This window comes from Streptomyces sp. V1I1, assembly GCF_030817355.1.
Taxonomy (GTDB): domain Bacteria; phylum Actinomycetota; class Actinomycetes; order Streptomycetales; family Streptomycetaceae; genus Streptomyces.
On sequence record NZ_JAUSZH010000001.1, the window covers coordinates 7906474 to 7919666 of the forward strand.

Annotated in this window: 11 protein-coding genes and 1 pseudogene; 6 read left to right on the top strand and 6 right to left on the bottom strand. The window is 70.2% G+C overall.

The window, feature by feature from the left end:
- Positions 1-15: 15 nt before the first annotated feature.
- Together QFZ67_RS36825 and QFZ67_RS36830 are read right to left on the bottom strand one after the other, a co-directional pair.
- Positions 16-396, bottom strand: coding sequence for a hypothetical protein (locus tag QFZ67_RS36825; protein ID WP_307665377.1), 381 nt, complete (start codon positions 394-396; stop codon positions 16-18).
- Positions 362-1123, bottom strand: a complete 762-nt coding sequence (locus tag QFZ67_RS36830) for a DeoR/GlpR family DNA-binding transcription regulator (RefSeq protein WP_307666103.1) — start codon at positions 1121-1123, stop codon at positions 362-364. Before QFZ67_RS36830 ends, QFZ67_RS36825 begins: the two co-directional genes overlap by 35 nt.
- A 162-nt stretch (positions 1124-1285) precedes the next feature.
- Here QFZ67_RS36830 and QFZ67_RS36835 point away from each other — a divergent pair, with 162 nt between their 5' ends.
- Entirely contained in the window at positions 1286-2002 is a 717-nt protein-coding gene (locus tag QFZ67_RS36835) for a TetR/AcrR family transcriptional regulator (protein WP_307665378.1), read from the top strand.
- 177 nt (positions 2003-2179) lie between these two features.
- Positions 2180-3055 (top strand): universal stress protein, encoded by an 876-nt coding sequence (locus QFZ67_RS36840; RefSeq protein WP_307665379.1) that lies wholly within the window; start codon positions 2180-2182, stop codon positions 3053-3055.
- Positions 3056-3079: 24 nt separating this feature from the next.
- On the opposite strand, the gene ppk2 is transcribed toward QFZ67_RS36840, so the two are convergent.
- Positions 3080-3895 (bottom strand): polyphosphate kinase 2, encoded by an 816-nt coding sequence (ppk2, locus tag QFZ67_RS36845; protein ID WP_307665380.1) that lies wholly within the window; start codon positions 3893-3895, stop codon positions 3080-3082.
- 37 nt (positions 3896-3932) lie between these two features.
- On the opposite strand from ppk2, the gene QFZ67_RS36850 reads away from it, so the two are divergent.
- The 3 genes from QFZ67_RS36850 to QFZ67_RS36860 all read left to right on the top strand — a co-directional run bounded on the left by QFZ67_RS36850 (position 3933) and on the right by QFZ67_RS36860 (position 9553).
- Complete coding sequence (locus QFZ67_RS36850) at positions 3933-6317, top strand: phosphoketolase (RefSeq protein WP_307665381.1); 2385 nt, start codon at positions 3933-3935, stop codon at positions 6315-6317.
- Between the two features lie 87 nt (positions 6318-6404).
- On the top strand, positions 6405-7103 hold the full coding sequence (locus QFZ67_RS36855) for an HAD family phosphatase (protein ID WP_307666104.1): 699 nt from the start codon (positions 6405-6407) through the stop codon (positions 7101-7103).
- Between the two features lie 2 nt (positions 7104-7105).
- Positions 7106-9553, top strand: coding sequence for a glycoside hydrolase family 65 protein (locus tag QFZ67_RS36860; RefSeq protein ID WP_307665382.1), 2448 nt, complete (start codon positions 7106-7108; stop codon positions 9551-9553).
- 7 nt (positions 9554-9560) lie between these two features.
- Here QFZ67_RS36860 and QFZ67_RS36865 read toward each other — a convergent pair whose 3' ends face one another.
- Both QFZ67_RS36865 and QFZ67_RS36870 read right to left on the bottom strand, forming a co-directional pair.
- The gene (locus QFZ67_RS36865; RefSeq protein WP_307665383.1) at positions 9561-9854 is read right to left on the bottom strand and encodes a DUF1876 domain-containing protein; all 294 of its coding nucleotides are present in this window, start codon (positions 9852-9854) and stop codon (positions 9561-9563) included.
- A 108-nt stretch (positions 9855-9962) separates the two neighbouring features.
- Positions 9963-10844: pseudogene (locus tag QFZ67_RS36870) on the bottom strand (DNA-binding protein); the annotation flags it as partial.
- A 310-nt stretch (positions 10845-11154) separates the two neighbouring features.
- Between QFZ67_RS36870 and QFZ67_RS36875 the strand changes: the two are divergent.
- A complete protein-coding gene (locus QFZ67_RS36875; protein ID WP_307665384.1) occupies positions 11155-12156 on the top strand; it encodes a D-cysteine desulfhydrase family protein in 1002 nt (333 codons plus the stop codon).
- A gap of 74 nt (positions 12157-12230) precedes the next feature.
- Here QFZ67_RS36875 and QFZ67_RS36880 read toward each other — a convergent pair whose 3' ends face one another.
- Positions 12231-12998: an acyl-CoA thioesterase II gene (locus QFZ67_RS36880; RefSeq protein ID WP_307665385.1), complete on the bottom strand. Its 768-nt coding sequence runs from the start codon at positions 12996-12998 to the stop codon at positions 12231-12233.
- Positions 12999-13193: the final 195 nt, after the last annotated feature.

Below are 13193 nucleotides of genomic sequence, written 5' to 3' on the forward strand. Positions count from 1 at the left end.
CGCACTCCCGCCAGCTCATCCGGCCCGGACGGTGTGGCCCAGCATGTGCAGCGGGCCCGCCGTCACCCCGGCACGTTCCACGGCCTCCCAGTAGGCGAGGGCCGCTGACCCGTCCACCAGGCCGTGCACCAGCGGCAGTTCGGGATCCGCCGCGTGCAGCAGGGACTCGACCCGGCAGGAAGCCAGGGTTCCCTCCAGCCACGGCTGGGCCAGGTATCCCGCCGCGGCCGCCGGCGGCAGCTCCTCGGCGATCTCCCGGCTCAGGTCGCCGAGGTGCAGGAGCCCGCCGCCCAGTACGAGTACGCTGCTGCCGCAGGACCTGCCACCCCGCCCGGTGGGTACCGCTCGCTGAGGGGACTGCTCACACCCGGTGGACCTGGGGGCCCAGCAGCGCATAGCGCTGGGCCTCCGCAGCGGTGAGCGAGGTATCGGTGATGATGGCCTCGAACTCCGCCACCTCGGCGAACCGGCAGAAACTCACGGCGCCGAATTTGGTGTGGATTCCCGAGAAGATCCGGCGCCTGGCCGACTTCATTGCCTGTGCCTTGACATGGCCGACGGCCGGATCGGGGGTGGTCAGCCCGTACTCACAGGAGATGCCGTTGGCCCCGACGTACGCCAGATCGATGACCAGGCCGGCCAGCATGTCGGTCACCCAGTGATCCACAGTGGCCATCGTGTTGCCCCGCACCCGACCGCCCAGCAGGAGTACTTGTGTGTTGTCCCGCCCGGCCAGCACGCCCGCGGTGGTGATGGATGCGGTGACGACGGTCAGCCGCCGGTCCTGGGGCAGTGCCTCGGCGATCAGTTGTGGGGTGTAACCCTCGTCGATGAAGACGGTCTCCGCCTCCCCGAGCAACTCGACGGCTGCCGCGGCGATTCGGGCCTTCTGCGGTACGTGCCGGGTGGTGCGGGCGGCGAGTGTCGTCTCGAATCCGGCGCTCTCGACGGGATAGGCCCCTCCGTGCTTGCGCCGGACCAGGCCGCTCTCCTCCAGCATCCGCAGATCTCGGCGCACGGTCTCCAGGGACACCGCCAACTCCACCGCGAGGGCAGCGACGTCCACCGATCCGTTGAGTCGCGCGACCGTGAGAATGGCACGCCGACGTTCGTCGCCGTCCAGGATCTTCTCCTCTTCAATGTGCGGAAGGGCACCAGTATGTCTGTACTGGGCATGAGTGTGATTGCCTCCCTTTCGTTAGGGGGCATAACTCACACGATTTATTATTGCAGTCGAGATGTGGCGTACGTTCCGTGACGACGATTCGATGTGTGGGAGGACGCCATGGCCGCTGAGGCACGGAGCCCGCGGGCCCGCTACCGCGAGCAGACCCGCGCCGAGATCAAGGAGATCGCCCTTCGGCAGTTGGCCGAGGGCGGCGCGCAGGGGGTGGCGCTCACCCGCATCGCCAGCGAGGTGGGGCTGTCCGGCCCGGCCCTGTACAGGTATTTCGCCGGCCGCGACGACTTGCTCAACGACCTGGTCCGGGACGCCTACGACGACGTCGCCGCGGCGGTCGGCCGGGTCGGCGCCGACGCGCCGGCCGGCCCGAGGCTCGCTCTGCGCGCGCTCGGTGGCGCCTATCTCGACTGGGCGGTGGCGCAGCCGCACCGCTACCTGCTGATCCAGGGCGGTCCGGTGCCCGGTTACGCGGCCCCGCCGGACATCGTGCAGCGGGCGAGGGCGGCCGTGGGACCGTTCGCGAAGGTCTTCGCCCAGGGCGAGGCCACCGAGGCGGTGCGGCCGGTGGTCGCCGAGATGGCGGGGTGGGTACGCACGGACCCGGCGGCCGCCGAGTGGCTGCACGCGTACACGGGCCTGACCGCGGACGACGCACGCGCCGGGACCGCGCTCGCCGGGACGGTGCTGGCCTGGTCACAGCTGCACGGCACCGTCGGCCTGGAGGTGTCCGGCCAGTACGCAGCCATGGGAAGCCAGGCCCGGATGACCCTGCTGAATGCCCAACTCGACATGCTCGCGGACGCCTTCGGGCTGAGGTGAGGAGCGAGCGTTCGCGGGGAGCCGTGCCTGCGGCAGCCGCTTCCGGCGCCTGACCGGTTCCGATCTCGGCTTGACACCAGGATTCGACTACCGTTGAAAGCGTCTCGCTCGACGCCCGCATCGCCTTCGAGTTCTCAGAGAAGTCCGGTCTGAGGGGGAAGGAAGAAGGTGGGGACAATGGAGCTGCCCCTCGTCGTCGGCGTGGACGGATCCGAGTCCAGCCTGCGGGCCGTGGACTGGGCGGCTGACGAGGCAGCCCTGCACGGGGTGCCGCTGCGGCTGGTGAACGCGTCGTTGTGGGAGCGCTACGAAGGGGCCGCAGTCGACGAGGGAGTGGACCGCCCCTCGGAGCGGGTGATGGCCGAGAACATCGTCGGCTCCGCCGCGGAGCGCGCTCGCCGCCGCGACCCGGAGCTGAAGATCCTGACGGACATCCTGCCCGATGACACGGTGACCGCCCTGCTGAGTGAGGGCCGCAACGCCTCCGCCCTGGTCACCGGCTCGCGAGGCCGCAGCGGCCTCGCCGAGATGCTGCTCGGCTCGGTCAGCCTGGCGGTCGCCGCCCGTGCCGACTGCCCGGTGTTCGTCATCCGCGGCAGCCACGCCGCCCAGAGCATTACGCACCGGCGGATCGTCCTTGGTGTCGACAAACCCCCACAGGGCTTGGCCGCCGTTCGCTTCGCGTTCCAGGAGGCGCAGGCTCGCCGGGCTGCCCTGCACGCCGTCCGGGCCTGGCGCTGTCCCGCGCACCAGACGGCCGATCAGCCTCTGCTCGCGTCAGACGCGGCCCACTACCACGAGAGCCAGGCCGCGGAGACCCTCGAAGAGGCGCTGCGAGAAGCCGCGGCGGACCACCCCGCCGTCGAGCTGCACCGGGCGACGGCCGAAGGCCCCGCCCGCAAGGTGCTCATGAACGCGTCGGCAGCGGCCGATCTGCTGATCGTCGGCGCCCAGCGGCGGCACGGTCACTTCGGGCTCCAGCTCGGCCGGGTCGCGCACACGGTGCTGCACCACTCCGCCTGCCCCGTTGCAGTCGTACCGCAGCGGGCGTGATTGCCCGTGAGCGCCAAGGGCGGCTCAGCCGGTCAGACCGGCCGCGTGGTCGGGGACGTACGTCTGCAGATCACGCGGCGGGCGCACATAGCCCGTGGACGGCGGCCGGGGCGGCAGTTCGAGCGCCGGCGGGGGCACTTCGTGGTAGGGGAGGGACGCGAGCAGATGGGCGATCATGTTGATGCGTGCTCTGCGCTTGTTGTCGCTCTCCACGACGAACCACGGCGCCTCCGCGATGTCCGTGTGCACCAGCATCTCGTCCTTGGCCCGGGAGTACGCCTCCCAGTGGGTGATGGACTCCAGGTCCATCGACGAGAGCTTCCACCGGCGCGTGGGGTCATCGAGCCGACGCCTGAACCGCTGCTCCTGTACGGCGTCGCTCACCGAGAACCAGTACTTGCGCAGCAGGACCCCGTCCTCGACGAGCATCCGCTCGAAGATCGGGCACTGGTGGAGGAACCGCTGGTGCTCCTCCTTCGTGCAGAAGCCCATCACATGCTCGACGCCCGCCCGATTGTACCAACTTCGGTCAAACAGTGCGATTTCGCCCGCCGCGGGCAGGTGCGCGATGTAACGCTGGAAGTACCACTGCGTGCGCTCACGCTCGGTGGGCGTGGGCAGAGCCACGATCCGTGCGACCCGGGGGTTGAGATGCTCCGCGACCCGCTTGATGGTGCCGCCCTTGCCCGCCGCGTCCCGCCCCTCGAACACCACCACGAGTCGCGCGCCTTCCGCGCGCACCCATTCCTGGACCTTCACCAGCTCCGTCTGCAGCCTCAGGAGCTCCCGCTCGTACAGCGCACGCGGCAGCGCTTCGGGCCGCGCCTTCTTGTCGGCCATACCGCCTCCCACGCTCGATGACGTAACGGAGTCACTCATGCCCAAGGTCAAGCACCAGGACAGCACCGTACTGACCGAGGAGGAGCTGCGCACTCTGGACGCCCACTGGCGTGCCGCGAACTATCTGGCCGCCGGGCAGATCTATCTGATGGCCAACCCGCTGCTGAGGGAACCTCTGGAACCCGTACACATCAAACCGAGGCTGCTCGGCCACTGGGGCACGTCCCCGGGGCTCAACCTCGTCCACACCCATCTCAACCGCGTCATCAAGGCCCGCGGACTCGACGCCCTTTGTATCTGGGGCCCCGGACACGGCGGCCCGTCGGTCCTGGCCAACTCCTGGCTCGAGGGCAGTTACAGCGAGATCTACCCGAACGTCAGCCGGGACGAGGTCGGCATGGAGAGGCTGTTCCGGCAGTTCTCCTTCCCCGGCGGGGTGCCCAGCCATGTCGCCCCGGAGACCCCCGGCTCGATCCACGAGGGCGGTGAACTCGGCTACGCACTGGCCCACGCGTACGGCGCCGCGCTCGACAACCCGGATCTGCTCGTCGCCTGCGTGATCGGAGACGGCGAGGCTGAGACAGGCCCGCTCGCCGCCTCCTGGCACTCCAACAAGTTCCTCGACCCCGTCCACGACGGGGCGGTGCTGCCCATCCTCCACCTCAACGGCTACAAGATCGCCAACCCGACGGTCCTGTCCCGCATCCCCGAGCCCGAACTCGACGACCTGCTGCGGGGATACGGACACGATCCGATCCACGTCACCGGCGACGACCCCCTCCAGGTCCACCGTGCCATGGCCGCCGCCCTCGACCGCGCCCTGCAGCGCATCGCCATCCTGCAGCGCACCGCGCGTGAGGACGGCGTCACCGAGCGGCCGCACTGGCCCGTCATCGTCCTGCGCACGCCCAAGGGCTGGACCGGACCTGCCGAGGTCGACGGGGTGCCGGTCGAAGGCACCTGGCGCTCGCACCAGGTCCCACTGTCCGGTGTACGGGAAAACCCGGAGCACCTGCGGCAGTTGGAGGCATGGCTGCGCTCCTACCGGCCGGAGGAGCTCTTCGACACGCTGGGCCGCCCCACCGCCGACGTCCTCGCCTGCGTCCCCGAGGGTGCCCGGCGCCTCGGCGCCACCCGGCACGCCAACGGCGGCCTGCTCCTACGCGACCTGCCGATCCCCGATCTTGACCGCTTCGCCGTGCCCGTCGACAAGCCGGGATCGACGCTGCACGAGCCCACCCGGGTCCTCGGCGGTCTCCTCGAACAGCTCATGGAGGCCACGTCCGGGCGCCGGGACTTCCGGCTCGTAGGGCCCGACGAGACCGACTCCAACCGGCTGGGCGCCGTCTTCGGCGCCACCGGCAAGGCCTGGCAGGCGCAGACCGCCCCGACCGACGAACACCTCTCCCGGCAGGGCCGGGTCATGGAGGTCCTCTCCGAACACCTCTGCCAGGGCTGGCTGGAGGGCTATCTCCTCACCGGCCGGCACGGACTGTTCTCCTGCTACGAAGCCTTCGTCCACATCGTCGACTCGATGGTCAACCAGCACATCAAGTGGCTGAAGACGTCCCGCGCACTGACCTGGCGGGCCCCCGTCGCCTCCCTCAACTACCTGCTGACCTCTCATGTCTGGCGGCAGGACCACAATGGCTTCTCGCACCAGGATCCCGGTTTCGTCGATCACGTACTCAACAAGAGCCCCGAGGTCGTACGCGTCTACCTGCCGCCGGATGCCAACACCCTGCTCTCCGTGGCCGACCACGCCCTGCGCAGCCGCGACTACGTCAATGTGATTGTCGCCGGCAAACAGCCCTGCTTCGACTGGCTGTCGATGGACCAGGCCCGCGTCCACTGCGCCCGCGGCGCCGGCATCTGGGAGTGGGCCGGAACGGCGCACGGCGAGCGCGAGCCGGACGTCGTGCTCGCCTGCGCGGGCGACGTCCCCACTCAGGAGGTGCTGGCCGCCGCGCAGCTGCTGCGCCGGCACCTGCCCCACCTCGCCGTGCGGGTCGTCAACGTCGTCGACATGACCCGGCTGATGCCGCGTGAGGAACACCCGCACGGGATGGCCGACTTCGAGTACGACGGACTGTTCACCCGCGACAAGCCGGTGATCTTCGCCTACCACGGCTACCCCTGGCTCATCCACCGGCTCGCCTACCGCCGCGCGGGCCACGTCAATGTCCATGTCCGTGGCTACAAGGAAATGGGCACCACCACGACGCCGTTCGACATGGTCGTACGCAACGACCTGGACCGCTTCCGGCTGGTCATGGACGTCATCGACCGCGTCCCCGGCCTCGGCGTGCGCGCCGCCGCCGTACGCCAGCACATGGCCGACGCCCGCACCCGCCACCACGCCTGGATCCGCGTACACGGCACCGATCTGCCCGAGGTCGCCGACTGGACCTGGACCGGCTGAAACCCGTCCCCGTATCGACGAAATGAGGTGAACCCGACGCAGAACGGCACGGCCGGCCTGCCCCGGGTACTACGGGGCACGGCGGCCATGGTCCTCGACACCGACGGAGTGATCACCGACTCCGCGCGGGTGCACGCCGCCGCCTGGGAGACGGCCTTCGACGCCTTCCTGCGCGACCACCCTCCCGCCGATCCCGCCCAGCGGCGCCCCTTCCACGTAGTGGAGGACTATCTGCGGTACGTGGACGGCAAGTCGCGTCTCGACGGGGCGGCGGCCTTCCTGGAGTCCCGGGGGCTGCCGCTGACCGACGCGGACGTGCAGGCCGTCGCCGCGGACAAGGAACGGCTGTTCACCGCGCGGCTGCGCGAGCACGGCGTGGATGCCTTCCCCGGCACGGTCCAACTGCTGCACACCCTGCGCTCCGCCGGCGTACCCCTGGCCGCCGCCTCCGCCTCCCGGCACGCCCGTGAACTCCTTGAGCACGCGGGAGTGCTGAACCTCTTCGACGCCCTGGTGGACGGCGGCGAGGCGGCACGCCTGCAACTGCCCGGCAAACCCGACCCCGCGCTGTTCCTGGAGGCGGCCCGCCGGCTCGGCATCCCCGCCTCCCGCACCGCCGTCGTCGAGGACGCCCTGGCGGGAGTGGAGGCCGGGCTGCGCGGCGGCTTCGGCCTGGTCATCGGCGTGGACCGGGCCCGTACCGACGAGACCCGTGCTGAACTGCTGAAGCACGGCGCGGACATCGTGGTCCGTGACCTCGCGGAACTTCTTGCCCCGGAGGACTGACGATGCGCGACTGGACCTGGGAGTATGAAGGCTACGACCCGGAACAGGAGCGGCTGCGCGAGTCCCTGTGCACCCTCGGCAACGGCTACTTCGCGACTCGCGGCGCGGCCCCCGAGTGCACGGCCGACCGGGTCCACTATCCGGGTACGTACGCGGCGGGCTGCTACAACCGGCTGATCTCGGACGTGGCGGGACGGCAGGTCGAGAACGAGGACATGGTCAACCTCCCCAACTGGCTGCCGCTGCGATTCCGTACCGACTCCGGGAACTGGCTCTCCCCGGACACCCACAAGATCCTGGGTCACCAGCAGACGCTGGACCTGCGCGCCGGCACGCTGGAGCGCACCCTGGGCTACGAGGACGAGAGCGGCCGGCGCCTCGCGGTGAGGCAGCTTCGCCTGGTGCACATGGCCTCCCCCCATCTGGCCTTGCTGCGCACCGAGTTCACCGCCGAAGACTGGTCCGGGGAGATCGAGGTCGAGTCGGCGCTCGACGGAACGGTCACCAACAGCGGCGTTGAGCGCTACCGGCAGCTGGCCGGCCGTCACCTCACCCATGTCCACACCGGGACGTCGGCCCCGGACACCATGTGGCTGCGCTGCCGCACCAGTACCTCCGACATCAGGATCGGCCTGGCGGCCCGCACCGTGGCCCACGTGGCCGATGTGGCCCACGTCCCGGCCTCGGCCGAGGCGACCACTCGCCGTGAGAACCTGCGGGTCTCTCAGCTCCTGCGCCTTCCCCTCACCCCGGGCCGGACCGTCACCGTCGACAAGACGATCGCCCTGCACACCTCCCGGGACCCGGCGATCAGCGACCCGCTGCACGCCGCCGTGGACCGGGTGAACCGCGCCCCGGACTTCGACGCCCTGCTGGCCTCGCACCGCACGGCCTGGCGCCAGCTGTGGCGCACCGCCGAACTCGACGTGCCGAACAGCGCGGGCCCGATCCTGCGGCTCCACCTCTTCCATGTCTTGCAGACGCTCTCCCCGCACACCGCCGAACTCGACGCCGGCGTCCCCGCCCGCGGCCTGCACGGCGAGGCCTACCGCGGCCATGTCTTCTGGGACGAACTGTTCGTCCTGCCCTGTCTGAACCTGCAGTTCCCCGAGGTCTCCCGGGCCCTGCTCAGCTACCGCCACCGGCGCCTGGAGCGGGCCTGCTCCGCCGCTCGCGACGCCGGACGAGCCGGGGCCATGTACCCCTGGCAGAGCGGCAGCACCGGCCGCGAGGAGACCCAGCAGCTGCACCTCAACCCGCTCTCGGGGCGCTGGCTGCCCGACCACTCCCGGCTTCAGCACCACGTCGGCTCGGCGATCGCGTACAACGTGTGGCAGTACTGCGAGGCGAGCGGCGACATGGAGTTCCTGCACACCAAGGGCGCCGAAATGCTGCTGCAGATCGCCCGGTTCTGGGCGGACGCGACGACGTACGACAAGACCCTCGGCCGCTACCGGATCCGTGGAGTCGTGGGTCCCGACGAGTACCACGACGCCTACCCCGGCGCGAAGGAGGCGGGCCTCGACGACAACGCGTACACCAACGTCACCGCTGCCTGGGTGCTCGCCCGCGCCCTCGACGTACTGCACTGTCTCCCGGAGCCACGCCGCAGGGACCTCGTCGAACGCACCGGACTCGTCGACGGCGAACTCGACGCGTGGCAGGAGGTCTCCCACAAACTGCATGTGCCCTTCCACGCCGGTGTGGTCAGCCAGTTCGAGGGCTACGGCGAACTTACGGAACTCGACTGGGACGCCTATCGGGACCGCTACGGCGACATCCGGCGCCTCGACCGGATCCTGGAGGCCGAAGGGGACACGGCCAACAACTATCAGGCGTCCAAGCAGGCCGACGTGCTGATGCTCGGCTACCTCTTCTCACCGACCGAACTCCAGGGCCTCTTCCACCGGCTCGGGTACGAGCTGGACGACACCGCCTGGCAGCGCACCGTGGACCACTATCTGCGCCGCACCAGCCACGGCTCGACGCTCAGCAGCCTCGTGCACGGCTGGGTGCTGGCGAGGGTGCGGCGCGCGGAGGCCTGGGCGTTCTGCCAGGAGGCGCTGGCCGGGGACATCGCCGATCTGCAGGGCGGCACCACGGGGGAGGGAATTCACCTCGGCGCGATGGCCGGCACCCTCGATCTCGTGCAGCGAGGACTGACCGGCCTGGAGACACGGGGCGGCGCGCTGCGGCTCGACCCCGTGCCGCTGCCGGAGCTGTCGGAGTACGGTTTCGCGATCCGCTACCAGGGGCACTGGGGTGTACGGCTCCGGATGAGCGCGGGACAGCTGCAGATCACCGTGCCCGACTCCGACCGGTCACCGATCGACATCGCCCTGCCGGACCGCACGGTCTCCGTGGCGCCCGGGGAATCGTGCATTCTCACCCTGCCCCAGGAGCAGTCCACGGGCCAGGACGGCACAACAACCGCCGGGCATCAGGCATGAGCCCGGCCTACGCCCCCACTGTCCAGCTGTACGGCGGACCGAGGGGCGCTTCCGCCCCGGCGCCCACCCTCTCCATGTCGCGGTCGGCGACCCGCATCAAATGACCCGCGAGGTCTTTGAGCGCGCGGCTCGCCGCGAGCTCGTCACCGATCTCGGGGACGTCCGCGTCCTCTGCGCTGCACCGTGCGGTCCCCTGCCCCGTGAGCGTCGAGGAGCCGGTGTCCAGCACCGCCCGCGCCTTCGTCGTTCCGTCCTCTTCGGACAGGTACAGTCCGACCTTCCATTCCAGCGTCCGTTTCATGGCCTACCTCCTCGCGCACATGTGTCCGCAGTCGGGGCACCGCCGCGTGGTCCTGTCTCCAGGGTCCTCCCACTCGGGTCCGGCCGCGAGGTACTCCATCGAGGATCCTTACCGGTGCGTGCTGACGTCGTCGCTCTTGTGTGTCGTGACGGGTTCTCCGCGGCGGACCGAGCCGGGGGCGCGGGCGGCCGGGTGGTCGGCGTGGGCGGAGGAGCTGAGCTGCCAGGGGACGCTGATCACCATGACGCCCGGGGTGAAGAGCAGGCGGCTCTTGAGCCATAGCGCGGACTGGTTGTGCAGCAGGTTTTCCCACCAGTGGCCGACGACGTACTCGGGGATGAAGACCGCGACCACGTCCTGCGGGCTGTCGCGCCTGATGGAGCGGACGTACTCGAGAACGGAGCCGGTGATCTCGCGGTAGGGGGAGTCGAGGACCTTGAGCGGTACCTGAATCCTGTAGTCCTCCCACTGGCGCTGGAGCGCGTTGGCCGCATCGCGGTCGACCGCGACGGTGAGGGCTTCCAGGTGGTCCGGCCGGAAGGCGCGGGCGTAGGCCAGCGCCCGCAGGGTCGGTTTGTGGATGGTGGAGACCAGCACGATGGCCAGCACGCGGGAGGGCGGCACCATTTCGCTGCGCGGGTCGGTGACCGAAAGTTCGGCCGCGGTGGCGTCGTAGTGACGGCGGATGCCGCGCATCATCACCCACAGCACGATCGCGGCGAGCACGGCCAGCCAGGCGCCCTGGGTGAACTTGGTGGCCAGCACGATGACCAGGACAAGTCCCGTGATGACCGCGCCCACCCCGTTCACGACACGCGCCATCTGGTGGCGGCGGCGCAGGATCGGGTTTGTCTCGGTGCGTAGCTCGCGGTTCCAGTGCCGGACCATGCCCGTCTGGGAGAGCGTGAAGGAGGTGAACACGCCCAGGATGTAGAGGTGGATGAGGTTGGTGACGTTGGCCTTGAACGCCCACAGCAGCAGTCCGGCCACGCTTGGGCAGCAGCGTCTCGCCCAGCTGCTCGCTTCGCATGGCCCGGCCGATCACCAGCCGCTTGAGTATCCCGGTCACGTTCAGCACGGCGCGAGCGTATGTCGCCCCACCCGCTCAGCAGCGCGACTCCGACGGGGGGAGCGGCATCAAGAACTCGTTAGGATTCCCTGCTGCTTACATGTGGCGCAATTGCGCCCGCAGCAGCGGATCGGAACCCGCGGCCTCACCGGCATTCGGGCTGGCCGGCTGTCCTACGGGCATGATGATCCGCGAACCTCGACCAAGGCGCCGCAGACAAGGGTGGTGACGATGACCCCGGACAGCGACACTCCGCAACGGGCAGTGCTCGGCACATGGCCGACCCCGCTCGAGCCCGTGCCACGGCTGGCCCGTGCGCTCGGGCTCGGCACGGACGACCTGTGGGTCAAGCGTGACGACCTCACCGGCCTGGGTGGCGGTGGGAACAAGGTGCGCAAGCTCGAGTGGACCTGCGGCGCGGCGCTCGCCGACGGCGCCACTGTCCTGGTGACCACGGGTGCGCCCCAGAGCAACCACGCACGTCTGACCGCCGCCGCCGGCGCCCGGCTGGGGCTCGACGTCGTACTCGTACTCGCCGGCGGCCCCGGATCGTCGGCCTCCGGGAACCTCGCACTCGACGGTCTCTTCGGCGCCACGGTCGTATGGGCCGGTGATGCCGACCGCGGGTCGCTCGCCTCCACCGCCGAGCAGGTGGCCGAACAGCTCCGAGGGCGGGGCGCTGTCCCGGCGCTGATCCCCTTCGGCGGTACCAGCGTCATCGGCGCGCGCGGTTACGCCGAGTGTGGGCGCGAACTCCTCACCCAGGCCCCGGACTTGGCGACTGTGGTCGTCGCCCTCGGCTCCGGTGGCACCATGGCGGGCCTCGTCGGCGAGCTCGGCGCCGCGCGAGTGCTCGGCGTCCATTGCGGCGCAGTCACCGATCCGGCCGGGACCGTGTCCGAGCTGATCTCCGGCCTGTCCGGCACGCACTGCGAGCCGAAGACGCTGAGGCTGCGACTCGACCAGGTCGGCGACGGCTATGGCGTACTGACCGAGCAGGTGATGGCAGCCCTGACCCTGACCGCCCGCACCGAGGGCATCGTGCTCGACCCGATCTACACCGGCCGCGCGATGGCCGGTCTGATCGCAGCGATCCAGGACGGCGACGTCGTCCCCGGGCAGCGCACGGTCTTCCTGCACTCGGGCGGCCTGCCCGGCCTCTTCGGCCACCCGGCGACGCTCGCGAGAGCAGAGGCCGCACTGACCGTCGAAGGTCATCGCACTCTGCGTTGAGGGCGGGTTGCAGTGACCGGCTTCTTCGCGGCACGGGTATTGACCGCCTGCCGGGCGCAGACGGCGACCGGAGATCAAGTCAGCGGGGCCAGGATGCGCCGGGCCTGCCGTCCCGAGCCGAGCAGTCGGCCGTCCGCCGTCCATACCGTGCTGTCGTCGACCGCCCAGCCGCTTCCCGCGTGTTCGGTGCGGATACGGACCAGCGCCCAGCCGTCGACGGGCCCACGGTCCAGGGCGTCGCCGTAGTGGACGGTCAGTTCGGCCGAGGGAACGGGCCTCGGTGCCGTCCAGCGCGCAAAGAGCGCAGGGGGCAGGGCATCCGCCAGGATGACAACCGCCTCGGCATCCAGTCCGCGCCCGTCGGCGAAGCGCACCCAGGCCGTCAATTCGGCGCGGTCGCCTCCGCCGAGTGGCCGTGCCGGGGTCGCGGGACGTATCTCGAGGTGCCGCGCGAACGCGGCCAGACGCTCCGGCAGCTCCAGCGCCTCGCAGTCGTCCGCTCCGGGCACGGCGGGTGCCTGGCTGCCGTCGTAGCCGGGGCCGGGGTGCGCAGTGCCGAACACCGCCGAGCCCCGTAGTACTACGGCGCCACCCTGCTCGGCGACGAACGACGCGAACGACGTGCCGCGCCCGGCACGCTCGACCACGGCCTCGATCCGGAGGGGATGGTCGTCGACCGGTGCCAGGAAGTGCGTGGTGAGCGTCCGTACGACGGGTGCCTCGCCGAGCAGGCCGCGCATTCCGGCCAACCCCTGCGCCGCCAGATAGCCGCCGTGAACGCCGGCCCACGACCACCACGAACGACCGACGCTGACCGTTGTGCTCGCAGCCGTCATGCTCATGCCGCCGCACCGTCCCTCAATGAGTTTGAAAAATGGACTTACAATCGTCACCCTACTCCAGCAGGCAGAAGAGGGAACCCGTTGCGGAGTGAACCACGCCGAAGTGCGGCACCGTCTTGGCGACTTCGGCCCGTGCGGGTCATCGCACCGATATCGGCCGTGGGTGGATCCTGGAGTCAGGACCGCGTCGTGGTG

Excerpts from the sequence above, each read along its gene's own strand:
- QFZ67_RS36860 (WP_307665382.1), top strand. The coding sequence starts at position 7,106 with ATGCGCGACTGGACCTGGGAGTATGAAGGCTACGACCCGGAACAGGAG.
- QFZ67_RS36855 (WP_307666104.1), top strand. The coding sequence starts at position 6,405 with ATGGTCCTCGACACCGACGGAGTGATCACCGACTCCGCGCGGGTGCAC.
- QFZ67_RS36880 (WP_307665385.1), bottom strand. The coding sequence starts at position 12,998 with ATGAGCATGACGGCTGCGAGCACAACGGTCAGCGTCGGTCGTTCGTGG.
- QFZ67_RS36865 (WP_307665383.1), bottom strand. The coding sequence starts at position 9,854 with ATGAAACGGACGCTGGAATGGAAGGTCGGACTGTACCTGTCCGAAGAG.
- ppk2 (WP_307665380.1), bottom strand. The coding sequence starts at position 3,895 with ATGGCCGACAAGAAGGCGCGGCCCGAAGCGCTGCCGCGTGCGCTGTAC.
- QFZ67_RS36875 (WP_307665384.1), top strand. The coding sequence starts at position 11,155 with ATGACCCCGGACAGCGACACTCCGCAACGGGCAGTGCTCGGCACATGG.
- QFZ67_RS36840 (WP_307665379.1), top strand. The coding sequence starts at position 2,180 with ATGGAGCTGCCCCTCGTCGTCGGCGTGGACGGATCCGAGTCCAGCCTG.
- QFZ67_RS36850 (WP_307665381.1), top strand. The coding sequence starts at position 3,933 with ATGCCCAAGGTCAAGCACCAGGACAGCACCGTACTGACCGAGGAGGAG.
- QFZ67_RS36835 (WP_307665378.1), top strand. The coding sequence starts at position 1,286 with ATGGCCGCTGAGGCACGGAGCCCGCGGGCCCGCTACCGCGAGCAGACC.
- QFZ67_RS36825 (WP_307665377.1), bottom strand. The coding sequence starts at position 396 with ATGCGCTGCTGGGCCCCCAGGTCCACCGGGTGTGAGCAGTCCCCTCAG.